Raw genomic sequence first — 19,361 nt, forward strand, 5'->3', positions numbered from 1 at the left:
TTAGGCCGGATAATCGTAGCGCATCTGGCAGTAGAGCTTAACCCTTCATATCTCGCAACCGGCGGCTCAGCCAGATCCCGTGATGCGGTCGCTGACGCCATGCTACCGACGAAATGGTATGCATGGTGTTCAGATGCCCTAATATCCGCTGTAGATGCTGCTCAAGGGTACTTAAAGGCCCGTGGGACAGCATCTCTGGCGCCTCGAGAATATTTACATCGCCGGAGCTTCCAGGGCCGTCATATTCCAGCCGTTGCTGACAGCGCTGGATCGCAATTTCACAGGACTCCAGATACCGCTGCGCCAAATCCGGCGTCAGCATCGTATGTTCCCTTGCCAGCGTGGTCATCGCGTTGATGTGTTCGACGATGAACTGGCTATGCGTAACCCACAGTTTCATGTCCGCCAGATAGTGCGAGTTGAATCCTGGCTCCTGCATCGCCTGGTTAAGTGAGTTGAACAACGTGTTATGCGCCTGGTTGACCCGCATGCGTTGATACGCCAGCGGTGTGGCCTGCGGATCGTTGCTAAGGATCAGGCGGATGGCTTCCTGATCGGCTTCTAACGCATCGTGGGCGTTTTTACGCAGCAGGCCGCTCTGCCACTGCGGCCATAGCCAGAGCATCCCGCCAAAGGCGATTAGGCAACCAGTGACCGTATCGATAAACCGCGGCACGATAAACTGTTCCCCGTTCAGTGTCAGCAACTGCAGGGTGTATACCGCGGTGACCGTAAAGCCGACGGTAGCCCAGCCGTAGTTTTTACGGATGGTCAGATAACTCACCAGGGTTATCAGCAGCATGCCTGCCAGCGTGTAACTCTCCTGAATATGAAAGTGCAGTGTGACGCCAGCGATCACCAGGCCAACGAGCGTCCCTACTGAACGGTGTAAAATACGTACCCGGGTCGCCCCGTAGCCATTTTGCGTGACGAACAGGATTGTCATCAAAATCCAGTAGGGTTTTGGCAGATGTAAAGCGCTGCCCATCAGGCTGGCAATGCTCAACATTACGCTGATGCGTCCGGCATTACGCAGCGCTGGGGATTTCAACGACATATAGCTTTTCAGTGCGGGGATAAGCGGCAACCGACGCTGCTTGTCAGCCATTAAATCCCGGGCATACAGTGGGCGCTGGGTGCGTAGCACTCGGGCAATACGGCTGAAGTGCCAGTAACAAAATTGTCCTACCGGATTGTCCGGATGTTGGTTGGCAATTTTCTCCAGCGTGCCAATTTGTTTATCCATTGAAAAACGTGTTGGCAAGCGGTGATACAAAATGTCATCGGCCAGAACGCGAAGGCGTTCGGCGACGGTGCGCGCGTTCCAGCGGATCACCTGTTCGGCGTGGCTACGTTCTACCAGCTTTTGCACCTCTTCCGGCTGGTGGAGGCTGACGGAAATATGTTCCTGTAAATCGAGCGCCTCCTGAAAGGCACGTAGCAGGCGCTTATAATCGTTGTTGCGATGTGCCGACAGCATATGCATTTGCTGATAGCACTGGGTAATCAAATCTACCGCTTTTTGTTGGCGCACAAGCAGGGGGGGTAGCGCTTTTTCCGGATCGGCATGCTGAGTCAGGAGGCTGTATTTGGCCTCACAGTAATCGGCTAATTCACGATACAACAAGCTGAGCGACTCACGCAGCGGCTGCTCACGCCACATCCAGAACCAGAACCAGTTGAACAGGCCGTACCACAATGTACCCAACGCGTAGATCAGCAGTGGCTCCCAGACGGGCATGTTCCCGGCCAGGCTGAGCGTGAAAATTGCCGCGATAAGCGAGGCAGGTAGTAGTCGTGCATGCAGAGGGCCTAATTCAGCGGTTACACCAAGAATCAGCGTCAGGCCAGTGAGGATCAGCGGCAGCGGTATAGTCTGTGCCAGCAGTATCTGCATGATCAGACTGCATCCGGCAAACAAAGACGCACCAATCACTAAGCGTTTGAAAAAGCGCTTATGCGGGGTATCAAGACCGGCAATATTGCAGCAGGCAGGGACGAGGGAGAAGAGGAGCCCCAGATGAAGCTGCCCGATGATCAGACCGACGGCCACAGGTAAACATAGCACCAGCGTCTGTCGTAGTGCGTAGTTGATCTCAGGGTGATATATCAGTCTTCGCCACATCGGTGCAAACAAAAGTGGCGCATTACGGGGTAACGCGCCACTTCGATGGGGTTAACGTGTGCCGTAGACGACGATGGTCTTACCGTGTGCGGAGATCAGATTCTGATCTTCCAGCATCTTCAGAATACGACCAACGGTCTCACGGGAACAGCCAACGATCTGGCCGATTTCCTGGCGGGTGATTTTAATCTGCATGCCGTCCGGGTGGGTCATCGCGTCAGGCTGTTTCGCCAGATTCAGCAGAGTCTGCGCGATACGACCGGTAACGTCGAGGAAGGCAAGGTTGCCAACTTTTTCAGACGTGACCTGCAGACGGCGAGCCATCTGAGAGGACAGGCGCATCAGAATATCTGGATTGACCTGGATTAATTGGCGAAATTTTTTGTACGAAATTTCAGCGACTTCACATGCAGTTTTAGCACGGACCCAGGCGCTGCGTTCCTGACCTTCTTCGAAGAGGCCTAATTCACCAATAAAATCGCCCTGATTCAGATAAGAAAGGATCATTTCTTTCCCTTCTTCATCTTTGATCAGCACTGCCACTGAGCCTTTAACGATGTAGTACAACGTTTCCGCTTTTTCACCCTGGTGAATCAGCGTGCTCTTCGATGGGTACTTATGAATATGGCAATGAGACAAGAACCATTCGAGAGTCGGGTCTGTTTGCGGTTTGCCAAGCACCATGCGCGGTTATCCTCTGTTATAAGCTGTCTCCAGAGCCAAAATACTACCTGCCTCTGGGTTTGCAAAAATGTGCTTCCCGCTACCTGGGAAGGGGGCTGTCAATACGTGCGACGGCCTGTAATGTGATGTCCTCTGCATACATGCAGTACGTCAATGTATTACTGTAGCATCCTGACTGTTTTAGCATAGCTTTCGCCGTGTGTCTCCTGGTGTCTCGCTTCAGCATGACGCAGGTCGCCTTCCGTTGCGAGATTTGTTGTGTGCGCGTAATCTGTCAGGAAAATTGATGCATCGGAGTAATAAAATATGCAAGCACGTGTTAAGTGGGTTGAAGGGTTAACCTTCCTCGGTGAGTCCGCCTCTGGCCACCAGATTTTGATGGACGGTAACTCCGGTGATAAAGCGCCGAGCCCGATGGAAATGGTCTTAATGGCTGCGGGCGGTTGCAGCGCAATTGATGTGGTGTCGATCCTGCAAAAGGGTCGTCAGGATGTGACCAACTGCGAAGTGAAGCTGACCTCCGAGCGTCGTGATGAAGCGCCACGCCTGTTTACCCACATCAACCTGCATTTCGTTGTAACGGGTAACGATCTGAAAGATGCGTCCGTCGCTCGCGCGGTCGATCTTTCGGCGGAAAAATATTGCTCCGTGGCGCTGATGCTGGAAAAGGCGGTGAACATTACCCACTCCTATGAAGTGGTTGCCGCTTCGTGATGTTATGCCTGATGGCGTTACACTTATCAGGCCTACAGGATTTAAACGCGTAGGCCGGATAAAGCATTAGCCGCCATCCGGCAAAAAAACACCTTACTCTATCTTTTTACCTTCCATCAGTCGCTGGACTAGCGGCAGCATAATCAATTCCATCGCCAGACCCATTTTCCCGCCCGGAACAACCAATGTATTGATATGAGAAATGAATGAGCCCTGCAGCATGGCCAGTAGCCATGGGAAATCGATCCCTTCCAGATTACGAAAATGAATCACGACAAAGCTTTCATCGAGTGACGGAATACTCTTGGCGGCAAAGGGGTTAGAGGTATCGACGGTGGGTACGCGCTGAAAGTTAATGTGCGTACGGGAAAACTGCGGCGTGATGTAATTGATATAATCGTCCATTGAACGCACCACCGAGTCCATCACCGCTTCACGCGAGTGTCCACGCTCGCTGGTATCGCGGGTCAGCTTCTGGATCCACTCCAGGTTCACGATCGGCACCACACCAACCAACAGATCGACATGCCGGGCCACATTTTGCTGCGGGGTGACAACGCCGCCGTGAAGTCCCTCATAGAACAGGACATCCGTCGGTTCAGGCAGCGGCTGCCAGGGCGTAAATGTCCCCGGAACCTGATTCCACGGTACGGCCTCATCGTAGGTGTGCAGATATTTACGCGACTGACCTTTGCCCGTCTGACCGTATTCAATGAAGGTTTGCTCCAGCAGACCGAAGTCGTTAGCTTCGGGGCCGAAATAGCTGATATGCCGCCCGGCATCGCGCGCTTTGCGAATCGCCATGTCCATTTCCGGGCGGGTATAGCGATGAAAACTGTCGCCTTCCACCTCGGCGGCGCGCAGATTTAACTGCGCGAATATTTTACGAAACGCGAGGCTGGTGGTGGTGGTCCCCGCGCCGCTGGATCCTGTTACCGCAATCACCGGATGTTTGGCAGACATAACAACTCCATGAAATGGTTGTAATTATAGTAAAGTCGCCGGCGGCTACGGATTACTCGCGAATCTGCTTCCTCGGCATAATGTTGACCGTTTCATGCAATTCGGACCACACCAGCACGGCTTCACCTGATTGTAGTTGGCGTTTGACGTCGGCGACTTTTTGTTCGAGCGAGCGTTCATGTTCACCATAATCGGTGCCTTCGCGCAAGACAAAGCTTTCAAGCAGATTGTCCAGCGCGTCCGGGGAGATGTCTTGCCAGGGAATAATCATGATGAAGTCTCCAGATACGTTGTCAGCCAGTCCGGGATTCTGGATTCCAGCCACATCTCCGGATGGCGTATCGTACCGCCAATGAATCCGACATGGCCGCCGTGTTCAGTAAGCTGATACTCCACCTGCGAGGGCAGGTTTTCCGGCTCAGGGATCACATGATGATCCATAAACGGATCATCCTTGGCATGAATAATCAGCGTGGGTTTGGCGATCTGATTGAGCAACGGCATGGCGCTACACTGACGGTAATAGTCTATCGCATCGGCGAAACCGTGAATTTTGGCGGTGATCAGATCGTCAAAATCGCGAATGCGACGTAGAGATTTCAACTGGGCCAGGCTCACCGGCAGTGAGCCAGGATAAGCCTCAAGCTTACGCGAGGCATTGGCTTTCAACAGATTAAGCAGGTAGCGCTGATAGACCCGGGAGAATCCCTTGTCCATGTGGTAACTACAGGCTTCCAGCACGAAAGGGGCAGAGACGATAACAGCAGCATCAATTGGAATCTCGGTGCCTTCTTTTGCCAGCAGGCATGCCAGCATGTTTCCACCAAGCGAATAGCCTACCGCTGCGGTCGGCACACGACCGAACTCACGCTCCAGCCAGTGTAAAAACCAGGTGCCGTCTTCTGTTTCACCGGAGTGATAAATGCGGTTCAGACGATTTGGTTCGCCGCTGCAGCCGCGAAAATGCATCACCACACCCAGCCAGCCGCGCTTTTGTGCTGCTTCAATCAGGCCATGTGCGTAGGGGCTGTTCAGGCTGCCTTCCAGGCCGTGAAAAACCACCAGGCGCGGTTTGTGTTTCGCCTGCTGCGGATCTTCACTCCACGCCAGATCGACAAAATCACCGTCTGGCAATTCCAGACGCTGCCAGTGGGCATCGAACTTCACCTTGCGGCGAATTAAACGCGGCAGCATCGTCTGCAGATGGCGGTTACTGATACCGCGCATTGGACGGAAATCTCGCGAATCTTCGGTAGGTGGAGTCATTTCTGTGGACGTGATTTCAACCATAACACCAGAGCAATTAATATTCGGAAAGAATAACTATACCGCGCGCAGCGCATGCGGGTTAGCCAATATGTGATTTTGCGCTTATTCTGCCAGCAGGTTACGTGAAAAAAGATGAATTTCCACGCCCGGTTTACGTCGCCACAGGCGAGCTTTACGCGTCCCTGTTGCTACGCTTTCTCCGGTATCTTCAAACATTCCTGAAGCTTCAAAGCGGCGAATCAGACTTTTACGCTGGATCGACTGACCGAGGATAACCTCAGTAGCTTCCAGCAGTTGCCCATGGGTAAATGTCTCCGGCAAACAATATACGGGCAGGAGCGAGTACATTGTTTTTTGCCGCAAGCGATGCAGCGCCGCCGTAATGATTTTTTCGTGATCGAACGCGAGTGAATAGTTTTTCAGCTCATCAACTGGCACCCAGCGGGCGTTGCTGACGCTGGCGATGTGCGGCGCACAGTCTACCCAGGCGATTAGCGCAAACCAGGTTACTGTCAGGCTCCAGCCTCGCGGGTCTCGTTCGGGCCCGGAAAAGGTATCCAGCTGTTCCAGCCACGAAGGCGAAACGCCCGTTTTTTCAGTGAGTTTGCGCAGCGCTGTGGCGCGGGTTGAATCATCGTTTTCAATATCAATAAAGCCGCCAGGTAATCCCCAATACCCTTTTTGCGGTTGGGTTGCCCGCTCGACCAATAATACGCACAGCGTCTGCTGATGCAGGGTAAACAACACGCTATCTACCGTCACCAAAGGAGAGGGGAAGCGGCTGGCGTCGTATTGCTTCAGGTAGTCGGCTTCGGTGGTCATAAAACACTCACGATGATTTGTCACGCGGACAAGTGTACCAGTCCGATGTCGGGGAGCAAGGTTCGTTTTTTAGTATTATTTATCAGTGTATTACCACACGATAAAAAATGATGAATTTTATGCTTGCTTAATATGTGTCTTAGGGACATTATTAATTGTGTCGAAGGGACACAATTAATAGGAGTCGAGTGATGAGCTTAAAACTGACACTAACTTTGGACGACCAAACCTATGCAGTTGCCAGCGGTGTTTTTCCTGATGGCGCCGTCTGGTTAAAAGTCATCGATGCACTACCATCCTTTGCTCGCCTGATGCGCATCCGCGCTGCAGCAATGCGTGATATGAATGACTTTATGCTGCTGGCGCAACTGGTGGAGGCGGTTCGCCACCAAACTGATGTGCTGGTCAGCCATCTCGAACTTCCCTGGTTGCCGTGGGCGCGTCAGGACAGACATATGGTGGCAGGTGACAGCTTTGCGCTGAAAGTCTTCGCCAGTCACCTCAATACGTTGAAATTCGATAAGGTCAACGTGCTCGACCCGCACAGTGACGCGGCGGCTGCGGCCATCGACAACCTGGTCGCCATTGGGCAAGAGTGCTGCCTGTTGCAAAGCGCGTCATTATCGCGGCTGTTTCAGCAACATGCGCTGATGTTGGTTGCCCCGGATGCTGGCGCACTGAAGAAGATTGATACCGTGGCGAGAGCAGCCGGCGTGGCGGAGTACGCCATCCTGAGCAAGAAACGTGATGTAGCAAGCGGCAAGTTGACGGGATTTGCATTACTGACCGGGGATGTCAGTGGGCGTGATTTGCTGATTGTGGACGACCTGTGTGATGCTGGCGGCACCTTCATAGGCTCCGCGCAGGTGCTACGTGATGCCGGTGCCCGCAGCGTTAGCCTGTATGTCACCCACGGAATCTTTTCTAAGGGCGTTGAACACCTGTTTGATAACGGTATTGACGCCATCTACACCACCACTTCTTTCGCTGTCCCGACGCTGAAACATCCGCAGCTTGAACTTATCGATATTGACGCGATTTACTGCGCCTGAGGGAGACACCTGTTATGAAAATGAATCCAATTTTAGCTATCGATGGCTACAAAGTGTCTCACCGCGTGCAGTATCCACTGGGCACCAGCCGGGTCTATTCCAACTTTACTCCGCGCAGCGATCGCTTTTTCTCGTCGCCGCTGCCAGATGGCAAACTGGTTTTCTTTGGTCTGCAGGGTTTCTTGCAGTGGTTTTTAGTTGACCTGTTTAATGAAGCGTTTTTTGCCCGCCCGGAAGATGAGGTGGTGAACGAATACAAACAGCTCATGGACAGCTATCTCGGCAAAGATATGGTGGCGGTGGACCATATTCGTGCATTGCATCAGTTGGGCTATCTGCCGCTGCATATTAAGGCGCTGGATGAAGGCAGCAAAGTCCCAATGACGGTGCCGGTTTTAACCATTATCAACACTAAACCTGAGTTTTTCTGGCTGGTGAATTACCTGGAGACCATACTGTCGGCCGAGTTATGGAAGGCGTCAACAAACGCCACGATTGCTCATCACTACCGAAAAATCTGCGCACGCTGGGCACAGAAAACCTGTAGCGATCTGACGCATCTCGACTTCCAGTGCCATGACTTTTCATTTCGCGGTATGGCCGGATTGCAGGACACCATGCAGGCGGGCTGCGGGCATTTGTTGAGTTTTAAAGGGACCGACAGTATTCCATCCCTGCTGTATACCCGCGATTACTACACCGACGGCGAGGCCTATTTTATCGGCGCCAGCATTCCGGCAACTGAGCACAGTGTGATGTGTATGGGCGAACGTGAACACGAGATCGAGACCTTCCGCCGCCTGATTGTCGATCTCTACCCGCAGGGATTTGTGTCGATAGTCTCTGATACCTGGGACTACTGGCAGGTGCTGACGGAATATACCCGCGAGCTGAAGAACATCATTCTGGCCCGTGAAGGGCGGGTGGTATTTCGCCCAGACAGCGGTAACCCGGTGGAGATCCTGTGTGGTACTGGCGCAGATGACGATACAACAAGCGAACGCAGCGCGCAGGAAAAAGGGTCTGTGGAAGTGCTGTGGGAGATTTTTGGCGGCACGGTTAACGCTAAAGGCTACAAGGTGCTCGACCCACATGTGGGACTGATTTATGGCGATTCCATTACCCTTGAGCGGGCGAATGAAATCCTGCGTCGTCTGGAAGCGAAAGGATTTGCCAGTTCAAACGTCGTGTTTGGCGTCGGTTCCTTTACCTATCAGTACAACACGCGTGACACCTTCGGTTTTGCGATGAAAGCGACGTGGGGAGAAGTTGATGGCAAAGGGCGGACAATTTTTAAAGAGCCAAAAACGGATAACGGTCTGAAGCGTTCCGCTCGTGGTCTGCTGCGCGTGACGAGGGATGAAGCGGGTGATTTATGCCTGCATGATGAACAGACCTGGGAGCAAGAGCAGGGAGGGGAGCTGAAAACCCGTTTTCTCAACGGTAAGCTGTTTAACCGTGAGCACTTCGAACAGATCCGCCAGCGTCTGGCGACGCAACGGTAATTTCCCGCCAGCGGGTAGCGTTGCCCGCTTTCTCCTCCCTCCCGGCGTAAATTGATCATCGTCACAAATGGTTACTTCAATTATTACTCTCAAGCTAATGATTCTTTCCTACGCTTAATTGATGACTTTCTCACCAGAGCGCACACTCTTAGCTGTGTTAAGCAATCAAAATGATTAGCTGAATCAGGAGGTTAATAATGTTATCTGGGCAAACACCAGCACGCGTCTGGAACACACGCCGCACCGAAAAACAGCGGCGTCTGGCTTCCGTCCCGGTGCAGGGCAAGGTTCTGCCAACCGCAGACCTGACCGCAATGCTGGAAAAACTGATCGCGCCGGGTGACCGCGTGGTATTAGAAGGGAATAACCAAAAGCAGGCAGATTTCTTATCCCGCATGCTGGCCGAGGTTAACCCGCAGATTGTGCACGACCTGCACATGATCATGCCGAGCGTCGGCCGCAGCGAGCATCTGGACATCTTCGAAAAAGGGATCGCCCGCAAGCTGGACTTTTCCTTCTCCGGTACTCAGAGCCTGCGTATTTCGCAGCTGCTGGAAGATGGTCAGTTGGAAATCGGCGCCATCCACACCTACATCGAACTCTATTCCCGTCTGTACGTTGACCTGTCGCCGAACGTGGCGCTGATTGCCGGCTTCAAAGCCGACCGCAAAGGTAACCTCTACACCGGGGCGAGCACCGAAGATACCCCAGCGCTGGTTGAAGCCGCCGCGTTCCACGACGGTATCGTCATCGCACAGGTGAACGAGCTGGTGGACGATGAATGTGACCTGCCGCGCGTGGATATCCCTGGCTCCTGGGTTGATTTCGTGGTTGTGGCCGACAAACCGTTCTTTATCGAACCGCTGTTCACCCGTGATCCGCGTCTCATCAAACAGGAACACATCCTGATGGCGATGATGGCGATTAAAGGCATCTACGCGGAACACCAGGTCCAGTCACTGAACCACGGCATCGGCTTTAACACCGCGGCTATCGAACTGCTGCTGCCAACCTACGGCGAACAGCTCGGCCTGAAAGGCAAAATCTGTAAACACTGGACGCTGAACCCGCATCCAACGCTGATTCCGGCGATTGAGAGCGGCTGGGTTGAAAGCGTGCACTGCTTCGGCGGCGAGCTGGGGATGGAAGAGTACATCCGCGCCCGTCCTGACATCTTCTTTACCGGTTCCGACGGCTCGATGCGTTCTAACCGCGCCTTCTGCCAGCTGGCAGGTCAGTACGCGGTGGATATGTTCATCGGTTCTACCCTACAGGTTGATGGCTACGCCAACTCCTCTACCGTGACCCGCGGTCGTCTTTCTGGCTTCGGCGGCGCGCCAAACATGGGTCATGACCCACACGGTCGTCGTCATGCAACGCCTGCCTGGCTGAACATGATCACCGAGCCGGATCCAATGCAGCGCGGTAAAAAACTGGTTGTGCAGATGGTCGAAACATTCCAGGCCGGCGTGAAGCCAACCTTCGTTGAAAAACTGGACGCGGTTGATGTGGCGAAAGCCTCGGGCATGCCGCTGGCACCGGTGATGATCTACGGCGACGACGTGACCCACGTGCTGACCGAAGAAGGTATAGCTTACCTCTATCGCGCCAAAGATCTTGAAGAGCGCCGTGCGATGGTGGCTGCGGTCGCGGGTATCACCGATATTGGTCTGGGCGTTGACGCGAAACGCGTAGCCGAGCTGCGTCAGAGCGGCAAGGTTGTCTATCCGGAAGATATGGGCATTCGTCGTACCGATGCCACCCGTTCGCTGCTGGCGGCCGGTAGCGTCGCTGACCTGGTGGAATGGTCCGGCGGTCTTTACAACCCACCTGCGAAATTCCGGAGCTGGTAATGAAACTTCTGCCCCAGATTCAGGTTGAAGGCGGTGCCGAATGGCTGGCGCGAACCGCCACGCAGTGTCTGATTGACGAAGCACGATTAAGCCCGAAACCCGGTCTGGTGGACAGTCGGGGGAACGGTGCGCACCACGATTTATCGCTTGCGCTAATGGAGCGCTCCGCGCACAGCCTGGCCCCTACATTTCAGGCGCTGGCGCAACAAAGCTGGCAACGTCCGGCGGATATTGCGCTTAGACAAACCATAGGGCGACTCGGCCGCGAAGGCGAGCAGCAGATGATGGCAGCCACCGGCGGGGTCAATACTCACCGTGGCGCGATTTGGGCACTGGGCTTGCTGGTGAGCGCCGTGGCAATGCATGGCGGAGCGGGCAACGCGAAACAGGTTGCCGCGACCGCCGCCGAACTGGCGAAGCTGCCAGATGCCGCGGCACCAAAAGTGTTTAGCAAAGGGCTGCGCGCCACCCACCGTTATCAGGTGCCGGGCGCGCGTGAAGAGGCGCAGCAGGCGTTTCCGCATGTGATGCAGCGTGCGTTGCCGCAGCTGCGGCTCAGCCGACTTAACGGTAGCAGCGAAGCCCATGCGAGGCTCGATGCGCTGATGGCGATCATGACCTCGCTGACCGACACCTGCGTGCTGTCTCGCGCCGGGCTGGAAGGGTTGGACGCCATGCAAGACGGCGCTCGCGCAGTGCTGAACGCGGGCGGCAGCGCCCATCCGGCAGGTCAGGCGGCATTGGCCGCGCTTGATAGCCACATGCTGGCGCTCAACGCTTCGCCGGGCGGTGCCGCTGATTTGCTTGCCGCCACCCTGTTTCTCGATCGCATCGAATCGCCTTATTTCAAGCATTAAGAGGATGTTATGGAACACATTACGTTAACCGTACCGGCCAGCCGCACCTTAAGCGGCAAAGCGCTGGCAGGCGTTGTGGGCTCCGGGGATATGGAGGTGTTATTCACCGCCGACCAGGGCCAGACGTTAACCATTGATATCACCACTTCTGTCGATAACAGCCGCAGCCGCTGGGAAGCACTGATTAACCGTCTGCAAACGGTCAGTAGCCTGCCTGCCGGCAAACTGACCATCCACGACTTCGGCGCGACGCCGGGCGTGGCGCGCATCCGTATCGAACAGGTTTTTGAAGAGGTGAGCTATGCGTGATGATCGCAGTTTTATCGAATTAAAAGCACGTCAGCGTGCGCATGCGCTGCTGGATGAAGGCAGCTACCGTGAACTGCTCGACCCGTTTGAAGGCGTGATGTCGCCGTGGCTGGGCGCGCAGGGCATTGTCCCACAGGCCGATGACGGCATGGTTGTGGCAAAAGGCACCATCAATGGCAAACCGGCCGTTGTAGTGGCGATTGAAGGCGCATTCCAGGGCGGCAGCATGGGCGAAGTGTCCGGCGCCAAAATGGCGGCGGCGCTAGAGTTGGCGGCGGAAGATAACCGTAACGGCATCCCAACTCAGGCCGTTCTGAGCCTGGAAACCGGCGGCGTACGTTTACAAGAAGCGAACCTGGGCCTGGCGGCGATTGCCGACATCCACGCGGCGATTGTTGACCTGCGTCGTTACACCCCGGTGGTCGGCATTGTGGCCGGTACCGTGGGCTGCTTCGGTGGGATGTCTATCGCAGCGGCGCTGTGTAGCTATCTGATTGTGACCCGCGAAGCGCGTCTTGGCCTGAACGGTCCGCAGGTCATCGAACAGGAAGCCGGTATTGAAGAGTATGACTCCCGCGACCGTCCGTTTATCTGGAGTATGACCGGCGGCGAAATTCGCTACGAAAGCGGTCTGGTTGAAGCGCTGGTCGGTGACGGCGTTAACGCGGTGAAAGCCGCCATGAACGATGCGCTGGCGAAAGGCGTTCCGGCGAAACATCGCACCGACAACTATGCCTGGTATCTCGACCGTCTGACGAATTTCGATACCCGCAAACAGGCGGATACCGAACAGATTCATGCGCTCTTCGCCCGGGAGGTGAAATGATGAGTAACGCAATTAGCCGTGGCGAATTATGGCTGGAAACGCTGGTTCCGAACGCCAAACGAATCGAAGGGCTGTGCCCGTCTGTGCAGGCCGCTGACGGTGAGCTTAACGGTGAAACGGTACGTTTTGTTGCCGTGGTGCCGGATGCCAATAACCACTTCCCGCGCGCAGCGAAAGGGGAAGTCGGTCTGCTGGAAGGCTGGACGCTGGCAAAAGTGGTCAGTGAAACCATTGCCGCAGACGCTGATAAAGCGGTGAAACGTCCGATTGTGGCGGTGATTGATGTACCAAGCCAGGCCTACGGTCGCCGTGAAGAAGGTTTCGGTATTCACCAGGCGCTGGCCGGTGCCGCAGCGGCGTATGCCAACGCGCGTCTGGCGGGCCACCCGGTGATTGGCCTGATTGTCGGTAAAGCGATGTCCGGTGCGTTTCTGGCGCACGGCTACCAGGCGAATCGCCTGATCGCCTTCAACGACAAAGGCGTGCTGATTCACGCCATGGGTAAAGAGTCGGCGGCGCGTATCACCCTGCGTACCGTTGACGCGCTGGAAAAACTGGCGGCGACTATTCCACCAATGGCGTATGACATCAGCAACTACGCCACCCTGGGGCTGCTGGAGAATCTGCTGGATATCAGCAATCCGGACGCGCCTTCTGCTTCCGATCTGGCGCTGGTGAAAACCACGCTGCAACAGGCCATCAATGACGCTCGTCAGGACCCGACGCTGAAAAGCCGTCTGGGCGCTGACAACCGCCGCAGCTCTGCCCTCGTACGCGAACGCATGCGGGCTAGCTGGTAAGTAAAAAAGAGACCTGCCGGATGTACGGCTCCGTGGGCGCATACGCTGCGCCCGCGTGGGTCACTGCATCTGAAAAAATAATAATCATCGCGCCAGTGCTAACTTTTTTCATTACAGGTGAAATATGACTTACGTAATTGTTCATGCTCTTGCTCCGATTTTCGTCATCATGCTGCTGGGATTCTGGGCCGGGAAGGCCAAAATGGTGGACAACAAAAATGTCTCCCTGCTCAATATCTTCGTCATGGACTTTGCATTGCCTGCAGCGCTGTTTAGCGCAACCGTACAGACGCCGTGGGCGGGTATCGTCGCGCAGTCACCGCTGATTGTGGTACTGACGCTGGCGATGTGGATTACCTATGCCGCCATCTATTTTATGGCGACCAAAGTGTTCAAGAAATCGCCGCAGGATGCCGCCGTGCTGACGCTGACCGTCGCGCTGCCGAACTACGCCGCGCTGGGTCTGCCGATTCTGGGTAGCGTACTGGGTGAAACTTCTTCCACCTCGCTTTCCGTTGCCGTTTCCATCGCCTGCGGTTCCGTGTTGATGACGCCGTTCTGCCTGCTGATCCTCGAACGTGAGAAAGCGCGAGCGGAAGGCGGTAACTCCGGTTCTACGCTGTCTATGCTGCCGGTACTAATGTGGCGTTCCATTAAAAAACCGATCGTCATGGGCCCGCTGCTGGGGGTTATCCTCTCCGCCATTGGTATTAAAATGCCAGAACTGGTGCTGGCGGCGATCAAACCGCTGGGTCTGTCCGCGACTGCGGCGGCGCTGTTCCTGACCGGTGTGATCCTCTCTGCGCGTAAACTGCAGATCAACACCGTGGTGATCACCTCCACTATCGCCAAACTGCTGATTCAACCGGCCATTGCCTGGGGTATCGTGCTGATTTTCGGCCTGCATGGTTCCGTGGCGATTACCGCTATCCTGATGATTGCGCTGTCCGCGGGTTTCTTCGGCGTGGTGTTTGGTAACCGCTTTGGCGTGCAGTCGCCGGATGCAGAAGCCGTGCTGCTGTTGAGCTCGGTCCTGTGTATCCTGTCTCTGCCGCTGTTTATCTCGCTGACTTCAGGAATCTAAATCATGAGCACAACATTACGTCCACACGACCTTATCTGGCTGAATGCGCGCGACGCACTTGAAGATGTCACGGAATCCTGGGTGGATACCGTCTGGCATAGTGGCCTGCCGGTAGTGGTGCGACGTGATGTTGATGCGCAGGGGCGCATTCCGGTGGGCGTGCGCGGGATGAAGCGCGACCAGCGCGCCGCCGGTTGGGTAAAAGCGGGGGCGGTCGTCCGCGTCTGCTCGCCGGAATCACTGGTGGACCCGCTGGCGCTGCTGCGCTCGCCCTTTATCTCTCAGCCACCCGTTCAGGTGGCTTTGTTATTGGCGCAGCAGGCGTGGCCGTGGACGTGGGGCATTACCGGCAGTACCGGCTATGCGCTGGCGACCGGGATCCCGGTTATCCACGCGGCAAGCGATCTGGATCTGCTGATCCGCGCGCCGCAGCCGCTCTCCCGTGAAGCGCTGGGAACGTGGCAGCAGCAGCTCACCGCCGGACTTTGCCGGGCGGATACCCAGGTGGATACGCCGCGCGGCGGTTTTGCCCTCAACGAATGGCTGCGTGACGGTAAAGCACTGTTAAAAACCTCACAGGGGCCGCGTCTGGTGAGCGACCCGTGGAGCAGGGAGGAATAATGAAAATTCTGTTTACCTTTCCGGGGCAGGGAACGCAGCACGCAGGAATGCTGCAAAACCTTCCGGGGACGGAACTGGCCCAGGCGCGTGGGGTGCTTGGCGCTGAGGTTGATACGCTGGATACCCCTGAGGCGCTCAAGCATACCCGAGCGGTTCAACTGTCTCTGCTGATTGCTGGCGTTGCATGGGCGCGCGAGTTAGAACGTCGTAGCGTAGCGCCTGATATCGTCAGTGGACTCTCCATTGGCGCGTACCCGGCGGCGGTGATTGCCGGTGCGCTCGACTTCGTCGACGCGCTGACGCTGGTCGCGCTGCGCGGTGACTTAATGGAGCAGGCCTATCCGCACGGCTACGGCCTGACGGCAATCATGGGGCTAACGCTGAGTCAGGTGGAAAGCCTGGTAGAAGGCAGCGGCACCTATATCGCTAACCTGAATGCCGAAACGCAGATTGTGATTGCCGGTCCTGATGAAGCGATGGCTGAAGTGGCGAAACGCGCGCTGGAGAAAGGGGCCAGTAAGGCGCCTCGGCTGGCGGTGAGCGTGCCGTCGCATTGTGAACTGTTGGCCGAGCCCGCGCAAAAGCTGGTTGAGGCGTTCAGCCATGTGACGCTTTCCCGCCCGCGCTACGCCTACCTGAGCGGTAGTACCGGCCGCGTGCTGTGGCAGCCGGAACGTATTGCCGACGATCTGGCGATGAACATGGCGCGCACGGTGCGCTGGCAGGAGGCGGTTATCTCCGCTAACGAACGTGAAGCACGGCTGGCGATTGAAATGCCGCCCGGTGGCGTGCTGACCTGCTTAACGCGTCAGGCGGCGTGGGAAGGGGAGTCTGTTTCTCTGGAGCGCAGCGGCGTGGATGTTGCCGTGCATCTGGCAAAACGGCTTCGTGCGTGATGTGATTGCCCGATGGTGCTGCGCTTATCAGGCCTACAACTCGCACCTGATGTAGGCCGGATAAGACGCGTAGCGTCGCCATCCGGCAATCAGGCGTTCTGGTTCAGCGTCCTGGCATACATGCGCCCTTCGGCGGCCAGTGCCAGCAGGCTTGGGTCGCGCTCGCGGTTACGGGCAAACACAATCGCGATAAGCTGCTGCATCTGATAGGGTTCAGCGAGCTTTTGCAGCTTCACGGTATTCTCATACATCTTCTTCATTCGTCCGGGCATCAAACAGAAGCCAACCCCAGCCTGTACCAGACTGAGCATCGAGAAAATGTCGTTTACGCGGGTGACGATTTCAGGCTCGAACCCCGCAATATGAAACGCTTCCTGGAAACCCGCGTAGGTCGCAAACCCTTCCGCCAGCGACACAAATTTCTCATTGCGATAGTGGCGTAGATCCGCCTTAAGGGTGGCGTCAAGCGTAGCGGTCATCGGTGCGGCGAGGTAGATATCGTCGTGGAACAGGGGGAGTACTTCGAGGCTGTTGCGGTCGATTTCACTTTCAGAAATGGAGATGAGGATCGCGTCCAGCACGCCGTCTTCCAGCATCTTCAGCAGCGCTTCGTTGGAACCCATGGTGAGATCCAGTTCCAGGTCCGGGCGACGCAGTTTCATGCCCATAATCAGGTGCGGCACCGTCTCCAGCGTCAGTGAGTAGAGCGTGCCAACGCGTAAACGGCCCTGGCCGACGCCCGCCGTTTTGCGCGTCTCTTCCAGCCCGCGTTCCATCAGTTGGGTGACTTCCTGGCAGTACTCCAGCAGCGTCCACGCCGCCGGTTGGGCAATCAGATTACGACCTTTGTGGACGAACAGCGGGCAGCGGACGTTCTCTTCCAGGGTGTGCAGCGCCCGATGCACGCTAACGCCGCTGATGTTCAGCGCCTCGGCGGTACGGGCGATGTTGCCCTTCTCCATAAAGGTCATGAAGATGCTCAGCTTGCGGAAGGTTATGTCGTTGGTCGTCAGCTGATTCATCATCGTCTTCCCAAAGTTAGTCGGCCAGCATCTGTTCGAGTTGTTCCTGCGCATCCAGCCAGGCCATTTCGCACTCTTCGAGCCCGGATTTCGCGCTGGCTTGTTGCTGCAAGCATGCCGTGAGTTCAGCCTTGCGGCTTTGGTCGTACAGTTCGCTGTCGCCGAGTTTCTCTTCTGCCTGCGCCAGCTGTGCGTGCAGCTTCTCCATCTCTTTTTCCAGACGGGTAATCTCTTTACGCAACGGCTGCGTCAGAGTGCGTAGTTCAGCCTCGCGACGCTTCTGGTCTTTACGCGCCTGGGCGCTGTTAACGCTCTCTTTCGCCGGTTCGTCGCCCTGGCTTTCCTGTTTTTGCACATCGCTCAGCCACTGCTGATAATCCTCCAGATCACCGTCAAACGGCTCGACTTTCTTGTCATGCACCAGATACAGGTCGTCGGTGGTAGAGCGAATCAGGTGACGGTCGTGCGAGACCACGACCAGCGCGCCTTCGAAATCAATCAGCGCTTCGGTCAGCGCCTGGCGCATATCCAAATCCAGGTGGTTGGTCGGTTCATCGAGCAGCAGCAGATTCGGGCGCTGCCAGACGATCAACGCCAGTACCAGGCGTGCTTTTTCACCACCGGAGAAACGACGGGTCTCTTCGCTGACCTTATCGCCCTGGAAGCCGAATCCGCCGAGGTAGTCTCGAAGTTTCTGCTCCAGCTCCTGTGGTGCCATGCGAGCCAGGTGCTGGATAGGCGATTCATCGGCGCGTAAAAACTCCAGCTGGTGCTGCGCGAAGTAGCCCAGCTTGATGCCTTTCGCCAGGCCAATCTCGCCGCTGATTGGGGTCAGTTCGCCGGCCAGCAGCTTAATCAGCGTAGATTTACCCGCACCGTTACGACCGAGCAGGCCGATGCGGGATCCCGGCACCAGATTCAGTTTGATCGAATCGAGAATGACGCGTTCGCCGTAGCCAGCGCTGACTTTTTCCATCTTCAACAGCGGGTTTGGCAGGCTTTCCGGCTCACGGAAGCTAAAGTGGAACGGATTGTCCACGTGCGCAGGGGCAATCAGCTCCATGCGTTCCAGCATTTTGATACGGCTCTGCGCCTGCTTTGCTTTGGTGGCTTTAGCTCGGAAACGATCGATATAGCTTTGCAGATGCGCTACACGCTCCTGCTGGCTTTCGTACATTGCCTGTTGCTGCGCGAGGCGGGTCGCACGCTGGATTTCAAACGCGCTGTAGTTGCCGGTGTACTCGAACATGGTTTGTTGTTCGATATGGATAATTTTATCCACCACCGGATCGAGGAAGTCGCGGTCGTGGGAGATCAAAATCAGCGTACCCTGATAGCTTTTCAGCCATCTTTCCAGCCAAATGACCGCGTCGAGATCGAGGTGGTTGGTCGGTTCATCGAGCAGCAGCAGGTCCGAACGGCAAATCAGCGCCTGTGCCAGGTTGAGACGCATACGCCAGCCACCGGAGAAGTCGCTGACTGGACGTTCAAGCTGTTCGTTGGAGAAGCCGAGGCCATGCAGCAGACTGGCGGCGCGTGAACGCACGGTCCAGGCGTCAATGGCATCCAGTTTTCCATGGACGGTGGCAATGGCGTGTCCATCGTTACGTTCGTTGGCATCGTTCAACTGCGCTTCCAGTTGACGATATTCGCGGTCGCCGTCGATTACGTACTCCAGCGCGGGCTGTGGCAACGCAGGCGTTTCCTGATTCACCCACGCGAGCTGCCAGTTTCCCGGATAGGTAAATCCTCCGGCGTCGGCGCTGAGTTCATTTTTCAGCAATGCCAGTAAGGTAGATTTACCGCAGCCATTTTTACCGACCAGGCCAACTTTCTGCCCTGGATTAATGGTGGCCGTGGCATTGTCCAGCAAGACGCGCACGCCGCGACGAATTTGTAACGATGAGAAAACAATCATAAGGCGCCGTATGTTCAGACTATGTTAATTTATCATTATGA

General features: G+C 55.9%; 18 protein-coding genes and 1 pseudogene. 11 read left to right on the forward strand and 8 right to left on the reverse strand.

Going from position 1 to position 19,361, the window contains the following annotated elements:
• Window positions 1-37: 37 nt before the first annotated feature.
• Together NMD08_RS01925 and crp are read right to left on the reverse strand one after the other, a co-directional pair.
• Entirely contained in the window at window positions 38-2,125 is a 2,088-nt protein-coding gene (locus NMD08_RS01925) for a YccS/YhfK family putative transporter (RefSeq protein WP_151217209.1), read from the reverse strand.
• A 51-nt stretch (window positions 2,126-2,176) separates the two neighbouring features.
• Window positions 2,177-2,809, reverse strand: a complete 633-nt coding sequence (crp, locus tag NMD08_RS01930; RefSeq protein ID WP_000242758.1) for a cAMP-activated global transcriptional regulator CRP — start codon at window positions 2,807-2,809, stop codon at window positions 2,177-2,179.
• A 306-nt stretch (window positions 2,810-3,115) separates the two neighbouring features.
• Here crp and NMD08_RS01935 point away from each other — a divergent pair, with 306 nt between their 5' ends.
• A complete protein-coding gene (locus NMD08_RS01935; protein WP_151216828.1) occupies window positions 3,116-3,523 on the forward strand; it encodes an OsmC family protein in 408 nt (135 codons plus the stop codon).
• Between the two features lie 93 nt (window positions 3,524-3,616).
• On the opposite strand, the gene NMD08_RS01940 is transcribed toward NMD08_RS01935, so the two are convergent.
• From NMD08_RS01940 to NMD08_RS01955, 4 genes and pseudogenes are all read right to left on the reverse strand, one after another.
• Window positions 3,617-4,486 (reverse strand): phosphoribulokinase, encoded by an 870-nt coding sequence (locus NMD08_RS01940; protein WP_003827751.1) that lies wholly within the window; start codon window positions 4,484-4,486, stop codon window positions 3,617-3,619.
• A 52-nt stretch (window positions 4,487-4,538) separates the two neighbouring features.
• Window positions 4,539-4,757 (reverse strand): YheU family protein, encoded by a 219-nt coding sequence (locus tag NMD08_RS01945; RefSeq protein ID WP_187253777.1) that lies wholly within the window; start codon window positions 4,755-4,757, stop codon window positions 4,539-4,541.
• Window positions 4,754-5,813 (reverse strand): annotated as a pseudogene (locus NMD08_RS01950) (hydrolase). The gene NMD08_RS01945 and the pseudogene NMD08_RS01950 overlap by 4 nt, the downstream one beginning before the upstream one ends.
• Window positions 5,814-5,857: 44 nt before the next feature.
• Complete coding sequence (locus NMD08_RS01955) at window positions 5,858-6,577, reverse strand: NUDIX domain-containing protein (RefSeq protein WP_151216826.1); 720 nt, start codon at window positions 6,575-6,577, stop codon at window positions 5,858-5,860.
• 191 nt (window positions 6,578-6,768) lie between these two features.
• Between NMD08_RS01955 and prs the strand changes: the two genes are divergently transcribed.
• The 10 genes from prs (at window position 6,769) to mdcH (ending at window position 16,380) form a co-directional block, all read left to right on the forward strand.
• The gene (gene prs, locus NMD08_RS01960) at window positions 6,769-7,629 is read left to right on the forward strand and encodes a ribose-phosphate diphosphokinase (protein ID WP_151216825.1); all 861 of its coding nucleotides are present in this window, start codon (window positions 6,769-6,771) and stop codon (window positions 7,627-7,629) included.
• Between the two features lie 14 nt (window positions 7,630-7,643).
• Window positions 7,644-9,134 carry a nicotinate phosphoribosyltransferase gene (locus NMD08_RS01965; RefSeq protein WP_370619448.1) on the forward strand — a complete coding sequence of 497 codons (1,491 nt, stop codon included), beginning with the start codon at window positions 7,644-7,646 and terminating at the stop codon, window positions 9,132-9,134.
• A gap of 197 nt (window positions 9,135-9,331) precedes the next feature.
• Complete coding sequence (gene mdcA, locus NMD08_RS01970; RefSeq protein WP_035894383.1) at window positions 9,332-10,987, forward strand: malonate decarboxylase subunit alpha; 1,656 nt, start codon at window positions 9,332-9,334, stop codon at window positions 10,985-10,987.
• Window positions 10,987-11,844: a triphosphoribosyl-dephospho-CoA synthase gene (locus NMD08_RS01975; RefSeq protein ID WP_210904213.1), complete on the forward strand. Its 858-nt coding sequence runs from the start codon at window positions 10,987-10,989 to the stop codon at window positions 11,842-11,844. The genes mdcA and NMD08_RS01975 overlap by 1 nt, the downstream gene beginning before the upstream one ends.
• 9 nt (window positions 11,845-11,853) lie before the next feature.
• Complete coding sequence (gene mdcC / locus NMD08_RS01980; RefSeq protein WP_035894381.1) at window positions 11,854-12,153, forward strand: malonate decarboxylase acyl carrier protein; 300 nt, start codon at window positions 11,854-11,856, stop codon at window positions 12,151-12,153.
• Window positions 12,146-12,979 (forward strand): biotin-independent malonate decarboxylase subunit beta, encoded by an 834-nt coding sequence (locus NMD08_RS01985; protein WP_123650847.1) that lies wholly within the window; start codon window positions 12,146-12,148, stop codon window positions 12,977-12,979. The genes mdcC and NMD08_RS01985 overlap by 8 nt, the downstream gene beginning before the upstream one ends.
• Window positions 12,979-13,779: a biotin-independent malonate decarboxylase subunit gamma gene (gene mdcE, locus NMD08_RS01990; protein ID WP_151217207.1), complete on the forward strand. Its 801-nt coding sequence runs from the start codon at window positions 12,979-12,981 to the stop codon at window positions 13,777-13,779. Before NMD08_RS01985 ends, mdcE begins: the two co-directional genes overlap by 1 nt.
• Window positions 13,780-13,903: 124 nt before the next feature.
• Entirely contained in the window at window positions 13,904-14,863 is a 960-nt protein-coding gene (locus tag NMD08_RS01995; RefSeq protein ID WP_079225899.1) for an AEC family transporter, read from the forward strand.
• 3 nt (window positions 14,864-14,866) lie between these two features.
• On the forward strand, window positions 14,867-15,484 hold the full coding sequence (locus tag NMD08_RS02000; RefSeq protein WP_210904214.1) for a malonate decarboxylase holo-ACP synthase: 618 nt from the start codon (window positions 14,867-14,869) through the stop codon (window positions 15,482-15,484).
• Complete coding sequence (gene mdcH / locus NMD08_RS02005) at window positions 15,484-16,380, forward strand: malonate decarboxylase subunit epsilon (RefSeq protein ID WP_210904215.1); 897 nt, start codon at window positions 15,484-15,486, stop codon at window positions 16,378-16,380. Before NMD08_RS02000 ends, mdcH begins: the two co-directional genes overlap by 1 nt.
• A gap of 89 nt (window positions 16,381-16,469) precedes the next feature.
• Here the strand turns inward: mdcH and NMD08_RS02010 are convergent, their stop codons facing one another.
• Together NMD08_RS02010 and NMD08_RS02015 are read right to left on the reverse strand one after the other, a co-directional pair.
• Window positions 16,470-17,402: a LysR family transcriptional regulator gene (locus tag NMD08_RS02010; protein ID WP_151217205.1), complete on the reverse strand. Its 933-nt coding sequence runs from the start codon at window positions 17,400-17,402 to the stop codon at window positions 16,470-16,472.
• Window positions 17,403-17,418: 16 nt separating this feature from the next.
• Window positions 17,419-19,320: an ABC transporter ATP-binding protein gene (locus tag NMD08_RS02015; RefSeq protein ID WP_252838519.1), complete on the reverse strand. Its 1,902-nt coding sequence runs from the start codon at window positions 19,318-19,320 to the stop codon at window positions 17,419-17,421.
• Window positions 19,321-19,361: the final 41 nt, after the last annotated feature.

This window comes from Citrobacter meridianamericanus (assembly GCF_041320245.1).
In the GTDB taxonomy this organism is placed as follows: Bacteria; Pseudomonadota; Gammaproteobacteria; order Enterobacterales; family Enterobacteriaceae; genus Citrobacter; species Citrobacter meridianamericanus.